General features: G+C 48.0%; 12 protein-coding genes. 4 read left to right on the top strand and 8 right to left on the bottom strand.

Annotated elements, in window-relative coordinates; genetic code table 11:
- Positions 1 to 355 precede the first annotated feature (355 nt).
- Positions 356 to 829, top strand: a complete 474-nt coding sequence (locus tag QUA42_RS18530) for a hypothetical protein (RefSeq protein ID WP_333138962.1) — start codon at positions 356 to 358, stop codon at positions 827 to 829.
- A 240-nt stretch (positions 830 to 1069) separates the two neighbouring features.
- Here QUA42_RS18530 and QUA42_RS18525 read toward each other — a convergent pair whose 3' ends face one another.
- The 4 genes from QUA42_RS18525 to QUA42_RS18510 all read right to left on the bottom strand — a co-directional run bounded on the left by QUA42_RS18525 (position 1070) and on the right by QUA42_RS18510 (position 5295).
- Positions 1070 to 2140, bottom strand: coding sequence for an aromatic ring-hydroxylating dioxygenase subunit alpha (locus QUA42_RS18525; protein ID WP_333138959.1), 1071 nt, complete (start codon positions 2138 to 2140; stop codon positions 1070 to 1072).
- On the bottom strand, positions 2140 to 2826 hold the full coding sequence (locus QUA42_RS18520) for a methyltransferase domain-containing protein (RefSeq protein WP_333138957.1): 687 nt from the start codon (positions 2824 to 2826) through the stop codon (positions 2140 to 2142). The genes QUA42_RS18525 and QUA42_RS18520 overlap by 1 nt, the downstream gene beginning before the upstream one ends.
- Positions 2827 to 3120: 294 nt before the next feature.
- Positions 3121 to 5073 carry an FAD-dependent oxidoreductase gene (locus tag QUA42_RS18515; protein WP_333138955.1) on the bottom strand — a complete coding sequence of 651 codons (1953 nt, stop codon included), beginning with the start codon at positions 5071 to 5073 and terminating at the stop codon, positions 3121 to 3123.
- Between the two features lie 84 nt (positions 5074 to 5157).
- Complete coding sequence (locus QUA42_RS18510; RefSeq protein WP_333138953.1) at positions 5158 to 5295, bottom strand: hypothetical protein; 138 nt, start codon at positions 5293 to 5295, stop codon at positions 5158 to 5160.
- A 520-nt stretch (positions 5296 to 5815) separates the two neighbouring features.
- Here QUA42_RS18510 and QUA42_RS18505 point away from each other — a divergent pair.
- Positions 5816 to 7387 (top strand): CHAT domain-containing protein, encoded by a 1572-nt coding sequence (locus QUA42_RS18505; RefSeq protein ID WP_445301337.1) that lies wholly within the window; start codon positions 5816 to 5818, stop codon positions 7385 to 7387.
- Positions 7388 to 7517: 130 nt separating this feature from the next.
- Positions 7518 to 9608 (top strand): hypothetical protein, encoded by a 2091-nt coding sequence (locus QUA42_RS18500; RefSeq protein ID WP_333138949.1) that lies wholly within the window; start codon positions 7518 to 7520, stop codon positions 9606 to 9608.
- A gap of 141 nt (positions 9609 to 9749) precedes the next feature.
- Here the strand turns inward: QUA42_RS18500 and QUA42_RS18495 are convergent, their stop codons facing one another.
- Complete coding sequence (locus tag QUA42_RS18495) at positions 9750 to 10694, bottom strand: hypothetical protein (RefSeq protein WP_333138947.1); 945 nt, start codon at positions 10692 to 10694, stop codon at positions 9750 to 9752.
- Between the two features lie 9 nt (positions 10695 to 10703).
- On the bottom strand, positions 10704 to 12689 hold the full coding sequence (locus QUA42_RS18490; protein WP_333138945.1) for a glycosyltransferase family 39 protein: 1986 nt from the start codon (positions 12687 to 12689) through the stop codon (positions 10704 to 10706).
- Positions 12690 to 13405: 716 nt separating this feature from the next.
- On the opposite strand from QUA42_RS18490, the gene QUA42_RS18485 reads away from it, so the two are divergent.
- Positions 13406 to 15457, top strand: a complete 2052-nt coding sequence (locus QUA42_RS18485; RefSeq protein ID WP_333138943.1) for an iron uptake porin — start codon at positions 13406 to 13408, stop codon at positions 15455 to 15457.
- Between the two features lie 166 nt (positions 15458 to 15623).
- On the opposite strand, the gene QUA42_RS18480 is transcribed toward QUA42_RS18485, so the two are convergent.
- Positions 15624 to 16877 carry an FIST N-terminal domain-containing protein gene (locus tag QUA42_RS18480; protein ID WP_333138941.1) on the bottom strand — a complete coding sequence of 418 codons (1254 nt, stop codon included), beginning with the start codon at positions 16875 to 16877 and terminating at the stop codon, positions 15624 to 15626.
- 190 nt (positions 16878 to 17067) lie between these two features.
- Entirely contained in the window at positions 17068 to 17316 is a 249-nt protein-coding gene (locus tag QUA42_RS18475) for a hypothetical protein (protein WP_333138939.1), read from the bottom strand.
- Positions 17317 to 17508 lie beyond the last annotated feature (192 nt).

Raw genomic sequence — 17508 nt, 5'->3', positions numbered from 1 at the left:
GTAGCCCGGGCCATAATTAATTCTGAGTTCAAAAACTCATTGTCCCACTGACTTGAAATCTCCGAGATTACCATGCTCAACTTCGGTCAAGCCTAGATTTGATTCTAACTCTAACATTCCGATCGCGGATGGCATCAAGCTACTCGGCGAATGGTGCCGTACCCTCTGCTGTAGTGTAACGTCGAATTTCCCTGGGTTGTACTTCCATGATTTTATCGTACTTGATTAACAATTTCTATCGTAAGGGCGATCGACACTGCATTAAGCGGGCAAATCATACTTAAGACAGAGGTATTCTAGCGGCTTTAAGGTAAAATTTTTTGCAGGAAACTTTGATTAAAACAGGGCATTGTGAATGAATTTTAAATCGATCGCAAAAACCAATCTACTATTCGGCAGCCTGATAATTAGCCTCGGATTGCAATCACTTCCAGCAGCAGCGCAATCAGTCACCGACGCGCAAGTTTCCGCCCTTGTAGAAGCAATGCGACAAGCCGCACCGCCACAAGCAGCAAATGACGGAATGTACAGTCAGTGGCAAGTTTTGCCAGGGAATATTTCCCGCTGGGCAAAATTCTGTACCAAACAAGATTTAACACCCCAACAATTTGAGGCCGACGCGACAAAAGCCAAATCAATTGTTACCTGTATCGTGGCCGATTTGCTGCGCGACGAATACAAAGCTAGCAGCAACAATGAAACAGCCGCTGTACGCCGCGCCGCTTGCTGGTGGATGACTGGGGACTCAGCAGCTTGCAAAAGTGGCGCAACTGCTACTTATGCGGATAAGGTTGTCAGCGTTTACCAGCAGCAGCGGGCTAAAAAGTAAGGTTTGTGCTGCGGGATTTAGATTTTTTTACCGCTGATGCACGCGGATTAACGCAGATGAATTGTGCTGGGTTTCATTACCCGCCAATTCATCTTGTTTTAAAGTAACTTTTAGTCTAAATCCTAGCGCATCCAAATACAATTTCTGCGTTCAAAACTAGCCGAATTTCCCTCGGTTATACTTCCCTGATTTTTGTGAAATATACATATTAACCTGTACAGGTTTGACTCTGCGACTGAATTACCCATTTTCTGCCTGACTTCTCATCAACTTTTGCACGCTGGCTAAAGCCCGATTTAATTCATAATTTTTTCTTTCTGAATTCTGCAAAAAAGCCTGCTGTTCTTCCTCAATCATTAACACATCCTGCCGCACCAAACCATCTAATAACTTTTGAGCTGCACCGAAACAAATATCTTTGATAAACCTGCGAAACCACACAGGCAATTTGTGCAGTCGCCAAAACGCATTTAATGAGGTAAAATGAATTAAATAAGCCCGAGTTGCTGTCTCGCTAACCGGACAAACCAAGCAGTAAATTTTAAAGTCGCTTCCCAAAGTTGAAACCCAGTGCGGATAAACATAACTCACCTCTAGCGGTTCCGGGTGCAGTCGGCGCAGAGATTTAAAAAACAACTGAGAAATTGACCAAATTTTATCTATTTTGTAATAACTTTGTGCCTGATAGCGAGCAGTTACTTGATGCTCGTTTTCTTCTAAAGTATCTAACACCGGATTGGCCCAAGCTTGCCAATCATCGTGCAAGTGTCCGTGGTACATATCCATCAAGTTTTCAATTAAAAATGAATAGTGTGCCTGACAGTCTATGAGTGAAACTGTGGCAATATAATTGAGATGTTCCCACTCTGGCAAATCCAATAAATCTATTTTTTCTGCTTGCATTTCCTCGCCGGGAAACAGCCAGATAAAACCGTTTTTTTCTTGGACTGGGTAGGAGCGAATTTTGCAGTTAGGTAGCTTTTGATTTTCTGCTAAATAATCGACTTCGGCACATTCTCCGCTTGCATTTAACCGCCATCCGTGGTAAGCACATTCGATTAAATCGCCTTTAACTTGGCCGTGGCTAAGTTTAACTTGCCGATGGGGACATCTATCTTCTAAAGCGTTGATTTTGCCTGCACTGTCGCGGAAAAGTACGATCGCCCGATTCCAGATTTTCGCCGCGACAGGCTGAGTTTGCACCTCAATGCTGCGGGCGATCGCATACCAGCGATCGAGATTAATGCCCAACTGGCGGATGTGAGTTTTTTCTCCCCTTGCAGATACCGATTTTATCGCGTTGTTTTGCATTACAAATGTTCCCAAATTACGCCCATAAAACAACCCAATTTTACAAAATAACAGCCCGGAAAGCAACGACCGTAAATTTTTCTAAATCTCCGTTCTGACAAATACCTATCGTTAGCTAAATGCTTCAACCACCCCGGCGACAATCGAAATTTTAATAATCTTAAAGCAGTGCGAAATCCGTAGGTGGAACAGTCTGGCATAAAATCTCTCGCTGCACCTAATATGTAGCCTATTGTAGCAGGTCTTTCCACTTCCGAAATATTATCTAAAAAGACGATTTTTCCGTGGGGATTTAACAATTTTTTAATTGCATCGAGGGCGGCGGGGAGGTTGGGCAGGTGGTGAAAAGTACCAGCACTAACTATTAAATCAAATTGGCTTTCTAGGGCTAATTGACTGGCATCCATTTGGAGATATTCGATATTGGGAGCTGAGCGTTTTTGACTGGCGATCGCCAGCATTTTTGCTGACAAATCTACGGCGACAACATTATCGTAATACTGGGCTAATTCAAAAGCAAGAATTCCAGATCCGCAGCCAATATCTAATGCTGCACCTTTGCTAGCCGATAGGTTGTTAGTAAAGAAATCGTTCTGGTTTTGCAAGGTGGCAGCGAAATCGTATTCTGTGGCAAAAGCATCAAACATTACAGATTTATTGCGAATTTGGCAGTTACTATTCAGCATCTATTATTGCTTTATACTCATTCAATAATATTTTAACCGCATATCCACCCCCCTCAACGCAGATATTTTTTTTTGTTCGCAAGCTCTGCCTTTTCTCCTCAGGGAAACCACACCTACAAACCGTAACTCATCTTAAAAAAAGAATGCAACTGTAGGAAACCTCCAAACCCTTATTTAATCAGTAATTCCCATTTCTTCAAATCTAAAATTTAAAATGGTATGACAGGGGGCGGGTTTCACCGAGGATAGCAGCCAATAATTGACGATTTATAAAACCCGCCCCCGCTGCAAACCTTAGATTTTTAACACGCCTTCGGGATTCACCGTCAAGAGCGATCGCCTCTGCAAACCCTCCTGATATAAAATAGCATTAGCTGCCAACAAACCGCTGCTAACCGCCCTTTCCATTAAACCGCACGGAAACGGCATTTTCACCCAATCTCCCGCAAACAAAAGATTGGGAACAGCGCAGCAAGTTTCTGGTCGTTCTGCATAGCTACCGGGCGGATATCCAGAGAAATTCTTTTGATTTACCAATTCCCGGTGCAGCATATTTGCGGCTTTTAATTCCGGTACAATTTCGTACAATTCTTGCTCAAAAGTAGCCAGTAAAACTTCCTGGTTCGGAAATTCCTTCTCCTTGTAACAATAAGCGTGCAGTTCTACTACACTACCGCCTGTTTTCTGATTCCACTCGATGAACTGATCCTGAATTCGGTGGTAAAGCGTAATGCTGTCAGTCAGTTTGTAGCCGGAAAGCGAACTGAAATTGCTGTGTTCCCATGGAAATTCGCGATCGAACCAAAAACGACCCACCGCAAACGGATCGGCTATTTTCAAGCTCTCTATCCGACTCTGCACCTGCGGATTCACCTCACCGCTGGCTAAACTAAACAAATGCTGCATCCCCGGAACATCGGCCGCCAAAACATAGTAATCAGCCTTCAATGTTTTTCCCAGTTTTTGCGGCTGCGATTGGTTAACCACTGCTGCTAACTGTATTTCATCGGCTTTTTCATCGACTACCTTAAATCGAGGCAAATCCCGCTGAGCAGGCCCGCTCACAACTCGCCCTTCGGCATCAAAAACTGCCCCGTGACAAGGACAGTGAAATTGACCGTCGTTCTGTTTCTGAACTGTGCAGCCTTGGTGAGTGCAGCTCAGAGAAATTGCCTCTTTTCCCGAAGGTGCGGCGGCAAATACGCTGTCCCCAGCGCCGAAATATTCGGTAGAGTTGCTGTCAGTTAACAGCGCGTTTCGCTTCACCCAAAAAGGTATTTTACTTTGCACGTCTCCAGACTGGTAACTCAGAGAATCAATCTTGCCGTTTTCCCAGCGAATCTCACTGATTGCGACATCTGTCAATACTTTGCCGCCTTTGCTTTCAATGGCTCTGGCAATAGGCTGCACCAAACTCGTTCCCATATCTTGCCGCGTGCCGTTGAAGGCCAAACCCTCTGGATTTCCGAAAAAGTAAAAGTGGAAAAATTGCATTAATTCTCCCGCGCTCAATTCGTCTGGAGCGTTGAGGCTGGACTTGGCAAAAGGCAGAAAATACAAGTCATAAAGCCCGCGCGGAAATTCACCTTTTACCCAGTCGGCAACTGATATATTGTCGAGGCGATCGAAAGTTTTTTGAGTTTGAAAACCGCCGATTTCCCGAAATACTTGCCAGTGAGCGGGTTTTGTCAGATTGATTCCCCACTTGAGCCGATTGGGAGAAGATATCCCCAAATCAACTATATTCCAGGGAAAAGCTGAATGGTTGGGACGGAAAACTTCGGGTTTGTATTTGCCGTCTCGAAACAGAACGGCGTAGGATTCTAAAGATACAAAGTTATCAGTAATTTCTAGTTCTTCAACCACACTTTTGAGGTTGTAGTATTGCGGAAAAAAGCCGTGGAAACCGTGTTCCATCATAAAAGTTTCGTTCCCAACTTGAATCGGCCAACTAGCAATTTTGCCGCCGAGTTGGGGCGATTTGTCGAGCAATGTTACCGCGAAACCCCGCTGGGAGAGTTCGTAAGCACAGGCGAGCCCGGCCAAGCCTGCCCCCACAACTGCAACGGTTTTGCGGTTATTCAGCATTCGCGGCAAGTCAAGAGAATCTTGCACAAAAATGGTGGGCTCTGGTTTGGAAAATCGAGAGTAGCCCAGCAGCCCGCCGGCGGCACCGACTCCGAGGAATTTGAGGGCGGTTCTTCGAGAAACTGGTTGGGATAGCGGTGAATTGGTTGATTGACTCATCAGCGGTACGCGGTAACGGGCTTTAAACACAAATACGCCATAAGGCATATATCATAGACCGAAAGCAGGATATGTGAAGAAATACTAAGACACATTTGCCCGTCCGATCGCGATCGCACCGTGCCAAGTGCGATCGTACACAATGTATAGCGGAAGAAAGCAGGCTTCAGTTATCGTCGCGAGAGAAGCAAGAATCAACAAGGAAAAAGCGATCGACCGCATAGCGTAAAATCCTCTAAATAATTAAGTGTTTTTATTTATGTTGCTCAACTCTTGGCAACCGCGGCCAATGATTCTAAAAAACTAGGAGATTTTCCGGTAAAATCTTAGGCAAAAGGCCGTCTCGGCGAAGTGTACGAAATAACCGGGCAGATATCCGAGGCAAAAAAATTAACCAGTCGAGCTTTAAGTAAGTTGGCGCGAAAAAACCTAACTCTTTTAAAATAAGTAAATACAGAGAATATATCTACTGAGGTCACTCAATATATCGGCGCTCGATTCGGGGGATTCCTCACTTAATACCAAGACAAAACCCGATTCAATCGGAGAACTGCGGATGTGCCGCAAAAAGTCAAAGACGCCCCTAGAGGTAATGCCTGTTAAATGCACCTGGCTGCTATGTAGAAAACAGGACTTATGTGAAGAAACCGGGTGTTTGCGTAAGTCCTGTTTATACAAAACCCCTGCATAATTTACAAACTTTTACATAAATCGCGAATTTCTTGGTGCGGGGACTCTGTTGGTGCTGGTGTCCACACCCTACGGTAGATATTGGCGGTTGGTCTTGAATGCTATAATCGTGCGGCGATCGCCAGCACAGTCAAAATTTCCACCCACATCCAAACTTTTGCCCACTGCTGCCGCCAACGGCGCCCTTAACCGCCCCAAAATCATGCACTACCAATCCCAGCAGCAACGCCAAAAACACACGACTCAGAAAAAAATTAAAAAAGCTATTTTTTACTGTTTGACAGCAATATTTTTCTGCTGGAGTACCGCGAACCTCGCTACAATTGCCCAAAACACAGACCAGGGCGGGCTTAACGGGCAAGAAATGAGAAATTTGCTTGATCGGGGCAACCTCACCGAAGCCGTAACCAGAATCGAAGAAAACTGGGAAGAAGACTATCAAAAATACTTTGAACAAGACTTTGCATCCCGTGCGAAAACCGCCGAAGCAATATCAAAAACTCTCTCCCGTCTAGCAGTTCAAACAAAGAAAAAACCAGCTTTAATTTACGCTATCCCGCGCACCGACCAACTAGAATTAATCTTAATATTGCCCGATCGCCTCCCCATTCTCCGCAGCGTCCCCGAAGCCAAACAAGAGAAACTGCTCTCAGTAGTCAAAGAATTCGGCAGCGAAATTACCAACCCCGTAAAAATCAACACCACCACCTATCTAGAACCAGCCCAACAACTCTACAAATGGATAATTGCACCCCTAGAAACAGATTTGCAAACAGCAAAAATTGAAACCTTGCTGTTGTGCGTCGGCGAAGGTTTGCGAACCGTACCCCTAGCAGCAATGCACGACGGAAAGCAATTTCTGATCCAAAAATACAGCCTCGCCCGCATCCCCGCCTTCAAACTCACAGACAGCAATTACACCGACCTCAGAAACGTGCAAGTTCTAGCAATGGGAGCATCAGATTTCGCAGAAACGGCGAACAAAGAACCGCTGCCAGCAGTTCCATTAGAGCTAGGCGCGATCGCCCGACAGTGGCCCGGTCAATCCTTTCTCAACCAAGATTTCACCATAGTAAACTTGCAATCCCAGCGACTGCAACAAAAATACGGAATCATCCACCTGGCCACCCACGCCGAATTCCGCCCCGGAACCCCAAATAACTCCTACATTCAATTTTGGGACACCCAACTGGGCCTCGATCAAATGAGAGATTTAAAATGGAACAATCCGCCCCTCGAACTATTAGTATTAAGCGCCTGTAGAACCGCCTTGGGAGACAAAGAAGCAGAACTCGGATTTGCAGGTTTAGCGCTGCAATCGGGAGCAAAATCAGCCCTCGCCAGTCTGTGGTACGTCAGCGATGCGGGGACTCTCGCCCTGATGACAGAGTTTTACCAGCAGTTAAGAATCCGCAAGCCAAACGACCCTCCAATCATAAAAGCTGAAGCAATGCGGCAAGCACAGATCGCTGCAATAGAAGGCAATGTGACGATCGAAGGCGGTCAACTGCGAAGTGCGCGAGGCGACATTCCCTTGCCCCCGTCCATCCCCAAACTCGACAGCAAAGATTTATCCCATCCGTATTATTGGGCAGCTTTCAGCATTATCGGCAGTCCTTGGTAAGTGGGCCTCTTGACCGAAACTGGTGATAGGCTATAAAACATAAGTAATTTAATAATATCTGTAGCTGTCGCTCAACAAACCACCACCAACCTGTGACGAATCAAGCGGGAGCCTTCAAGGGGAAACAACAATGAAAAAATTAGAATTTTTGCTACAGAAAGAGGGCGATCGCGCCTGGTTGCCCCTAGAAACCTCCGACGTGGAAATTCTAGAAGGTAAATACCGTGTGGTTGCTCGCATTCAGCACCCCAACACCGACATCGAAATTCGCGTTACCCATACCTCCTTCGACCAAGGGGCGCAGCGAAAAGTCCAAAGCCGATCGGCCCGCACCAACCCCGAAGGATTAGTCGTGATCATTCCCTACACCAGGCTCAAACCCGGACTGTGGGAACTCTCCTGCTTGCCAGATCCCAAATCAACACCACTAAAACCTTGGCAGTACGGCGTTCAGTTGGAAGTATTGCCCGCAGAATCGGAAACCTCCGAACCCCTACCGCCGATCGACCAAATCGAACCTGCTGCTTCCACCGCAGCCCCACAAATCGCAGCACCGGTCGATGATCGCGCAGCCCCACAAATCGCAGCACCGGTCGATCGCCCCGCACCAACCCAAATCCCAGCAGCCGCTTCAGCACCGCAGCAGACCAAAATCTACCAATTCCCAATTCCCCAAACCCCCCAACCTAAACCGCACGTCAAACTCGAACTCGTCCTCGATCAAGAAACCTTCGTCACCCAACTCGGTCGCCCATTAATCATTTCCGGCAAAATCGACATTCCCCAACTCCCCCAAAAAACCAGAAAAACAGCAACTCTCCTTCCCGAATCCGAAGCGAGAGAACTCAAACAACTCATCGGTTCCGCACAACTGCAAATTTACCTGCGCGACCCCCAAACCTCAAAAATTCTCGCAGAAATCCAGCAGCCGATGCCAGAACAAGTTCCCCCCTGCATCTTTGCCTGCGTCACCTACATCCCAACCGAATGCAAAAGCCGCCTAATTTTAGGAGAAGCAATTCTCAGCAGCGGCAGCGTCACCCTAGCCACCAAACTATTCACAATTACAGCTCGTTTAGAGCACCTTCTACAGGAAATTAAAGACAATTTCATCGAAGAAAAGCATCAAGCCGAACCCTCCCCAACAGCCTCAAAACAGCCTGGGAACCCCAAAAATCAATCCTTCCTCAAGCTAGTACAAAAATCTTTAGACCCTCCCTCCCCCGCCGAATCCCCAACCAAGGAAGCCCTACCCCCTCTACTGGCTTCACGTCACACCCCAAGTGCCGGCGGTCTAGAATTGCCCGCATTCGGTAACAAACTGCCCGACAGCAGCCGAGTGCAATTGCTCTCAGAAATCTCCAATTCGCCTCGAACTGCCCCAGAGTCGATCGACCCACAAACCAAACCCTCAGACATCCCAACTTCCCCTCAAACAGCGGAAACCGGAGCGATAGAGCAAAAACCCGAAAACAGCCCCGAATTAGAAACAACAGCCCCAGAAACCCAGCCAACACCCACAAAACAGGCATTTCAAACCTTAAAAGTCGAAAGTCGATTTTGGTCGCGACTGAGTTCCCTAGCCAGCAACGGTGAATCCCCCGACTGGCTGAAAGCAACTACCCTGTCACCAACTCCAACAGCCGCCGCCAATAGCAGCGACGAAATTGCCGTTGTGGAAGAAAGCAGCCCAACCCAGCAGCAACCCGAAACGAGCGAAACAATTTCTGATCCCAAATCGACTAGCCCAGAAGCCAGAGAATTTGTCGTTTTTGACGAGCCCCCGCAGCCGAAACAAGTTGCTCAAAAAACCGCAACTGTCGCAGCCGAAGTAACTCCCCCAACTCCCTACGTTTTGTCAGAAGACGAGTTAGTACCGATGCCTATTTTGGAATTGCCGCGTGCCGAAATCCTCGCCGGCGGACCCGTAAAAGTGCAAGTGCAACTCCCGGAATTAATGCCCCGGATTTATGTAAAAGTTTGGGTTTACGATCGACAAACCTATCTGATTCTCGACGGGCCGCGCTGGATTACCGAATTTAAACCTAACGGATTGGGAAGCGTGCGAGCAAGTATCGAGTTAGAGATTCCCTACGGCTGCATGGAAGTCGAATTTGAGGCGATCGCCGTCGAAATGCAAACTCAGCGGGAAAGTCATAAAGTAAGTGTTCACCGCCAAGTTTTACCCCCAGCCGGGCCAACTTTACCTCTGGATGGGTAGCCAAAATCCGCGTGCATCCGCGTTGATCCGCTGACATCTGCGGTAAAAAAAGCCTCTTGACAAAAGACTCTTAGAAAACTCTGGATATAGCGGCGAGAAATCGAGGAATATTTCCCCTTTCTCGCGCGCCCCAGTCCTAATCTACTTACCAGTCAACTGCCGAAACTTCTTCTTAAACTTATTCTTATACACGTAGATCGATCGCTGTAAATCCTCAACTTGCAGCGACATTTCGGCAGCCAAACCCGTGCGGTTCCAAACATCCTCCTCACACTTGCGGCGACAAAAATTCATCGGTTCCGAGTAAACTTTCCCACTAGATAAAGTCGGCTTCGGCCCGCACCAGTGAATCACCGTCGCCTGAGTGCGATCGCCCCCAGGCCCGCTTGACTCCATCGGAAAGCGCTTCTTCACCCAATCCTGGTCAAAATCCGGCACCAACAACTGCATATCCACACTCTGCACCCGCAGCCGATTTTCTTGCGCCGCCCGGAAAATCATAAAGTTCAAAAACCCCATTTCTCCGTACTTAAATATCCCCGGATTTGCCGCCGTAAAATCTAAAATTTCTACGTATTCTTCCAAGCTAAAAACGCCGCGTTTTGCAAAAAAAGTACCAGTGCAGAAATAATTTGCTCTATATTTCGACCAGCTAAAACTGGGGAAATGCTTTTCAACGCCCGGAATGTCAAAGAAAAATTTTGAAACATCTGCATCGGAATTTTCCTGACAAGGTTGGTCTACAATAAAGTCAAATTCTTGAAAATTAGCAAATTTGAGAACATCGCCCCAGACGATCGTATCGGCATCCAAAACCATAAAATTTGACCAAGGACTTTCCCAGAAAGCAATCATTTTAGTTTTTCCCCAACCAAAACTTCTTTTCCTGAGAACCTCTTCAGAAACGGTTGTGCGATCGATCACTCGCACCCCATAGGACTTTTCCAAAGCACTCACAGAAAACGTACCGTCAATCAACAGACAAATCGGCACATCTCCTAAAAAATATCGGATGCTAGCACAGCAACCCTTAGCAAACAGATAATCTTGGTCGCAGCAGGCAATAATAATACCAAAGTCTTCCATAAACCCTCACTATTTTACTAACTTGCCTACCCACAGCTTTTCGGTTTTTTGTTCTGAAAGCAGCTCGATTTTCAAGTTTTGCATTTTCGCCAGCTTAGCACTAAACTTCTGCGATCGCCCGTAGACAAAAACATCGCTAAAACCACTAGGAATATTGGGTAGAGTTGGTCTGTCAAACAACTGAGCTCGACGCCGCGCTTCCGGGTCAAGCAACACCAATTGCAGCGGCATTTTCGGTTCTAACAAATGACTCATTGACAGTATATTTCCCAGACTGACTTCCGAGATATCGCTGACAAGCAGCGGCTTTGGAGAACGATCGATCCTGCGAGCAATTTCGGGATTTTCCCGGCCCCATTCCTTAGTCCACCAAGTCTCGGCTTGAGAACTAACGGCATTCGACAGCAAGCCGCCCGTTAACAGTACAACTGTCAAAACTTTCCACATTTGCCGTTTCCAGCTTGGCACGCCCAGGGCGGTAATTTTAGTCGCTAACAGGTAAGCAACAGCGATTTGCATCCCCAGATAAGTCGGAAATAGGTAGCGAGCTTTAGTCGATCGGATTCCTCCCAATATAACATCCGGCAGCACGAGTGCCAGTGCTGTCACCGCCATCATCGTCACCACAAACAGCCAAACCTGCTTGCTCGTCTCCGAACACAGAAAATAAACTGCATACCCTACGATTGCCACTAAAATTAAAGTAGCTGCCATTAAAGCAATAAGATATATCGATATAGCACTAGAACTTAGCCCCAAATCAAAAAAAACGCGACCGATATTTCCGGCCCAATTCTTAACTAAAGATAGCCTCTGACTTTCTAGATTAGCCCAACTTGTCGCCCCGGATGCTGCGCTTTTATTTATCAGTAAAATTACCATCCAAGGTAGAAATGCTAGCAACGACACGACAATTGCGATCGAGTAACTCACTAGCTTTTTATTCAACGTAAAACCTTGAAGTCCTACTAGATAAATTCCGTGTCCGAACGCAACTAACAAGCTAAATAAATGAGTATAAAATCCCAGAATATTTGCTACTGCGTAAATGCTCCAACTCAGCTTTGTTGGCAGCCGCATTGCTCGTAGCAGAGACGCACAAGAAAGCAAAATCAGCGCCGGCCACAAACTGTAGGGACGTGCTTCTTGAGCGTAAAGCACGTGCAAGGGAGAAACTGCTAGCAATCCCACGGCTATCCACGCAACTTCCGGCGATGCAAACAATTCTCGGCACAGCCAGTACAGGGCAGGAAACGCTAACAAACTCATCCAAACTGAGAAACTTCTTATCGCCGCAGGAGAATCACCGAATAGTTTTGTCCAACACTTGACTGCCAGAAAATATAGTGGTGGCAGTTGAGGTTCTTCTATGGCCAGACTTTTAACAGTATCGCCAAAATTTTTTGTCGCATTCAGGCGCTGATATTTCATCAAATCTTGGGCTGCTACTAACTGACCGCTGCTTATTTCATGAAGGACTTCTGTTTGCGTGTATCCAGAAATCCGCAGGGAAGTAAATGCTTCATCGTACCAATAAAACTTTTTGTCGATGTTGACGAAGCGAAAGAAAAATCCTAATAGCAATAATACCACTACTAACAGCCGCAGTTGTGTTTTCATCCCAGTCAGAGATGGTGTAAAAAAAATATAGAGGGTACGCATCAATTTAACATACCATAGAAAGAGCGAGTGCATTGCCCAATCTATAGGTTGTTCGATCGCCCTCCCATAACTGCCGACATTTACTTGTGTTCTTAGCAAATTAAAACCGTCTTGGATGCAGTCCTTACTCTCATAAACTCGGTTTTTTAACTTCGAGCGATCGCCTAAAAGCAAGTATTTCCGTTCCTCAAACGCGGTTGATGCGTCCAGGATGCCCGGAGAATCAATGGATACTTTGGCAGTGGCATAAATTACAGAGAAAATGTGCTTTGAGATCCCGAGGCTGTGCCAAAAAAATAACTGGTTGTCAAACGCAAGACAGCGAGGCCACAAAACTATAATTTCAGCTAACAGAGATTCAGTCGGCGGCGGCTGCCAAACCGCAAAAAAATTGTGTTAAAGTAAGGGGAAATTAAATCCGCCGACGGCCCCTCTCAAAAAGGGCGATCGCCCTGGCAAGTCCCGACGGCAGCGGGCATCAAAAAACCAACATTAGTCAAGCCTGAACTTTGGTTTGGATCGGGTAAATCTACCAGGCTTTAGGTCTCAGTTCCCCACTCATGGCGGGAAAATAGCCCCTGCCGGGTGGCGAGGTTTAAAGTGAGGTTAAAAAGCTTGACATTATAGGATATAAAGCTGTATAAGGGATGCGACAAGCAGCCACAATCCTACCTATAACTGTCTGTTAAGTCTGGCAAAACCGAGGACTCTGGGCAGTTGTCAGTTAGAGGCAGATTGTGGTCGAACCTGTAGAACCAGTTGTCGATCGCCTACAGAGCAACTTAAGCAAATCTGGCGATCGAGAGATGAAATTAGCACGTGATGGTATAATCAACTGTAATGTAATGTGGGCTTGACCTGAATTGATGCCGGGGCGGTATAAGGGCTGGGCCCCTACGTTCAAGCAGAAGTAGACACGCCTACTGTGAATCAACAGTTATGGATAGGTTCTATTTTGGCAGTTATTGTCAACAGGCAAGCAACCACAAAAATTAGCAGTTGGGAATTGCTGCTCGTCGAGTTGAATAGAGTGTGAAGGTGTGAGGAAAATGAACAGAACTTTTTGGAATTTACTGCTAGTATCCCCGGCAATTCTGGGGCTATCATCAGTCATGAGTGCCACTGCGAGCGCCGCAGAAGTGACCGCAACCGCTGAAGCCAACCAGCTAGCTACAGCTCAGTCATCTGAGTCAAAAATTGCAGAAATAGTTGGAGAAATAGTTGCAGAACCAGTTGCAGCAGCCCCTGCTGCCCCAGAAAACCTGGCTTTAAACAGCAGCCTCGAAGCGGCCCCAACCCCGGTCGTTAATGAAGCAGACGCTGAAAAACTCGCCTCAATCGAACCCGAAACCAGCGCAGCAGCACTGCCAACAACACTGCAAACAACAGGGAGCGACATCGAGTTAGCAGCCCCAATCGCTCCGGTCAGCGCCGCAGCAGCGACTGAACCTCTAGCAGCAGCAGGCACAGCCGAATCCTCGCCCCAAGCATCAGACTTGGCAGAGCAAATCAGCCAGACAGACGCCCCTGCGAAAATTGAAGTGCCAGCAGTCGCCAGCACCCCAGCCACTAAGGTAGAAATTGCTCAGACACCAGCCGCCGGAATGGGGGGCCCCATCGTCCCTGTTGCTCCCCAAGCGCTGCCGGCCCAACCGTCGGGAACCATGTCCCAGGTGACATCAGTCACTCAGCTCTCCGACGTGCGCCCGACAGATTGGGCATTCCAAGCCCTGCAATCCCTAGTCGAACGCTACAGTTGTATCGTAGGTTATCCCGACGGCACCTACCGCGGCAACCGCGCCCTGACTCGCTACGAATTTGCAGCCGGCGTCAACGCTTGCTTAGACCAGATAACCCAACTCATTGGGTCAACAGGTAACTTGGTTACCCGAGACGACTTAGCCATCTTGCAACGCCTGCAAGAAGAATTTGCAGCCGAACTCGCTACCCTGCGCGGACGAGTAGACGGCCTAGAAGCTCGCACCGCAGAACTCGAAGCTAACCAGTTCTCCACCACAACCAAATTGGCTGGAGAAGCGATTTTTGCTGTCAGCGACACCTTTGTGGGAGATGGTATCCGCCTTGAGGACGATAGAACAGTCACCAACTTCGGCTACCGGGTGCGGTTGAACTTCAATACCAGCTTCACCGGTCGAGACTTGCTCAGAACCCGCTTGCAAGCCCTCAACGTCGCCAACTACTCAGCAGCAACAGCTACGGGCACTAACATGGCTCGCCTAGCTTTTGATGGAGCTGAGAACAGCAATTTCACACTAGACGAGTTGTACTATCGGTTCCCGATGGGTAAAGCTACAGTCTTTGTCGGTCCTAAAGGACTTGACCTAGATGAAATTGCAGACCAGGCTTCTACCTTTGGTAACTCTACGAGTAACGGTTCACTTTCCAGATTTGGAGTTCGCAACCCGGCCGTATTCCGCGGCCCGCAGGGAGCAGGCGCAAGTGTGAGTTTCAACTTGGGCAGCCTCCGAGCTACCGCGGGCTATCTTGCAGGTGACGGCGATGCTCCCAACCCAGCAGACGGCCGGGGCGTTTTCGACGGTTCTTTCAGCGCTCTGGGTCAGATCGGCTTTTTTAGCAGACCGTTTGACTTGGGCTTGACATACACCCGTAAATACAATCGGGCAGGCGATGTTAACCTTATGGGCGGCGTCGGCAGTTTGTTGGCTAATCGGCCCTTCGATCAATCACCCACCGCATCAGATAACTATGGGGTGCAAGTTAACTTCAAACCCAGCAGTCGCTTTCAGATTGGCGGTTGGTACGGTTATACGAAGGCTGAACAACTGCGGGGCGGCAACAATGACGCTACCATCCAGAATGGTGCTATCACGGTGGCCCTGGGAGATTTTGCCCGACAAGGCAACGTCCTCGGCTTCGTCTTCGGTGTACCGCCAAAAGTTACCGAGAGTGATGTCGCCAGAAACCGCGACACCTCTTATCACTTAGAGGGTTTCTATCGCTTCCAAGTCAATGACTTTATTTCGGTGACACCGGGCGTCTATGTGATTCTGAATCCCGAACACAACGACAGAAACGACGATATCTGGGTCGGACTCCTCCGTACTACCTTTAGTTTCTAAGGTTTCCAGACATCTAGTTACAGCTAAAAGCGGCAGGCGACTGCCGCTTTTAGTTATTGGTCATCAGTCGAGCGATTTTAGGTTTTAGATTTTAGATTTTAGATTTTAGATTTTAGTCAACAGTTAACCTTCATCAGTCATCAGTCAACAGTCAACAGTTCACAAATTATGAATTTTGGCGACAAATCCCGAATACGGAGGTGTAGCCGTGCAGAAAGGTGCTACCGCCGACGGGGCCGATTTCGCCGTTGCAGAAAAAGCCGCTCAAGGGAATGTTTTTGAGGTATCGGCCGAACAGTCGGGAGTCAAAGTTCGATTCGCCGTAAAGCCCTTCACCGCGCCCCAAACAAGAGAACATCAAGGCGCCGGCGCTGGATGTACCACTGTACTCGGCGGCCCGCTGATAGCGATCGAGCAGCATTTCTAGGTCTTCTGCGGAGGTGCGCGCGTCCCGCAGATGAAATTGGATGCGCTGTCCGGGACGGACTCGATCGCCGATCGCAATTGCTCCCACTTTCGGATCTACTCCCAACAGATTGCGGATTAAAAAATCTCCCGGCTCTAATGTCAGCTTGAATTCATCGCTAACTAAGCCTACAAATAACGAGTGCTGGGCTAATTCTCGGTCTTCTTCGCTCAAAGTTTGAACTAACTCTCGCAAAGCCTCTAAGGGCGATCGCTCGATGCCCGCGCTGCCGGTATCGTCGGTTTGTTCTTCGAGTTTCAGCAAAATATTGCGATCTCCTTCCGTCACCCGATAAGGATGCCCGATCGGCCTGCAGCCTTGAGCGACGATCGTTTCCAAAACTATATTGCCGCTCAAAGCTACCCCAACCGTCCCTTCTCGGTAAAGCTGATAGTCGCAAAACAGCGCCGGGCCCCTGCCCGCACCGTCCCCGCCGGCGAGCCCCCCTACCTTCGCCGCACCTGGATAGGCATAATCTAGCCCTTGCAGCAAATCGTTAATTTTTGCGGAAAAGGGGTCGGCCAAGATGATGAACTGCGGTTCTTCCTGAGCCGGCACGCCCAAGAGATCCACCCAAGTATCCGGGGGACTGTCTAAGTCGGGCAGTTCTTCTGCACCGACGTGAAAAGTTCTGACATTCACTCCCGGCAAACGGGCCAGACTGAGGCTGACTGCCGGAGATCCCTCGACTTCTTCGGTGAGGCCGCCCCGGTTCGTGCCGATGACTCCTCCCCCGCCGCAGCCCAGGATCGCGGGTACTGGCAGCAGTTCTCGGAGTAAAGGCATCAGCCGAGAATACTCGCTGGCAAAGGCAGACGAGATAAATATCAGCGCTAAATCAGCCGGGCCTTCTAGGTCGCGATCGGCTTGTTCTATAACTTCTTTGAGGGCGGATTCCAAAGAGGGACGGGTTGATAAAGCGCTGACCCATTGCATTTGGTTTTGGGTGTACATAAGGCAAACTTCTCTATAAAACTATCTCTATACATTAGGCTAACTGGAACTGGCCACTGGGGGGACGCTATTCTTGGGCGATCGATTCCCCATCGATTGCCGTTCTTGTGTTAACATAAGTTAACATGAGTGTCCCATTAATCTGTTTAGTGTTAAATGCCGTATTCAGCTAAATCTTAAAAGATAAAGCTCAATACAGTTTGACACACCAACCTCGTGTAATGTTTTCATCAAAAGTAAGGTCAGCTCGACCTACATTGATGCCTGTGGACTCTTCCCCCGCCGACGGGGTAGAGTAAAGCAGGAAGTAGAGACGGCTGCTGCGATCGCAGTTATGGATGGTTTGTCTCTCGGCTGCTGCAACAGCAGCGCATCTCAAGCTATTATTAGCTGGGGTCGCCAGACCGAAACAGCAAATCCAACCCAAACTAACATCCAAAAAGAAAACCTTTCTTACTTAATAAGGTCAACGACCCAGGTCTAAAGACACGCTCGCTTCGAGCCTAAGACTTAAACCACAGTTGACCCGCCTCAGACTTTAGAAGTCTAGGTTTTTTGAGTTATGACACCAAGTGGCTGCTTAGCTAGTCCCTTGCTCTGTCGTTAACGGTTAAACATCTTTATTTGGGTT

Origin of the sequence: Microcoleus sp. Pol11C2 (assembly GCF_036701505.1) — a bacterium.
Classification (GTDB): domain Bacteria; phylum Cyanobacteriota; class Cyanobacteriia; order Cyanobacteriales; family Microcoleaceae; genus Microcoleus.
The sequence above is the reverse complement of the archived record's forward strand: the minus strand, read 5'-3'. Positions and strand labels throughout refer to the sequence as shown.

Coding starts and splice junctions, on each gene's coding strand:
- QUA42_RS18515 (WP_333138955.1), bottom strand. CDS start 5,073: ATGAGTCAATCAACCAATTCACCGCTATCCCAACCAGTTTCTCGAAGA.
- QUA42_RS18520 (WP_333138957.1), bottom strand. CDS start 2,826: ATGCTGAATAGTAACTGCCAAATTCGCAATAAATCTGTAATGTTTGAT.
- QUA42_RS18495 (WP_333138947.1), bottom strand. CDS start 10,694: ATGGAAGACTTTGGTATTATTATTGCCTGCTGCGACCAAGATTATCTG.
- QUA42_RS18525 (WP_333138959.1), bottom strand. CDS start 2,140: ATGCAAAACAACGCGATAAAATCGGTATCTGCAAGGGGAGAAAAAACT.
- QUA42_RS18500 (WP_333138949.1), top strand. CDS start 7,518: ATGAAAAAATTAGAATTTTTGCTACAGAAAGAGGGCGATCGCGCCTGG.
- QUA42_RS18480 (WP_333138941.1), bottom strand. CDS start 16,877: ATGTACACCCAAAACCAAATGCAATGGGTCAGCGCTTTATCAACCCGT.
- QUA42_RS18530 (WP_333138962.1), top strand. CDS start 356: ATGAATTTTAAATCGATCGCAAAAACCAATCTACTATTCGGCAGCCTG.
- QUA42_RS18510 (WP_333138953.1), bottom strand. CDS start 5,295: ATGCGGTCGATCGCTTTTTCCTTGTTGATTCTTGCTTCTCTCGCGACG.
- QUA42_RS18485 (WP_333138943.1), top strand. CDS start 13,406: ATGAACAGAACTTTTTGGAATTTACTGCTAGTATCCCCGGCAATTCTG.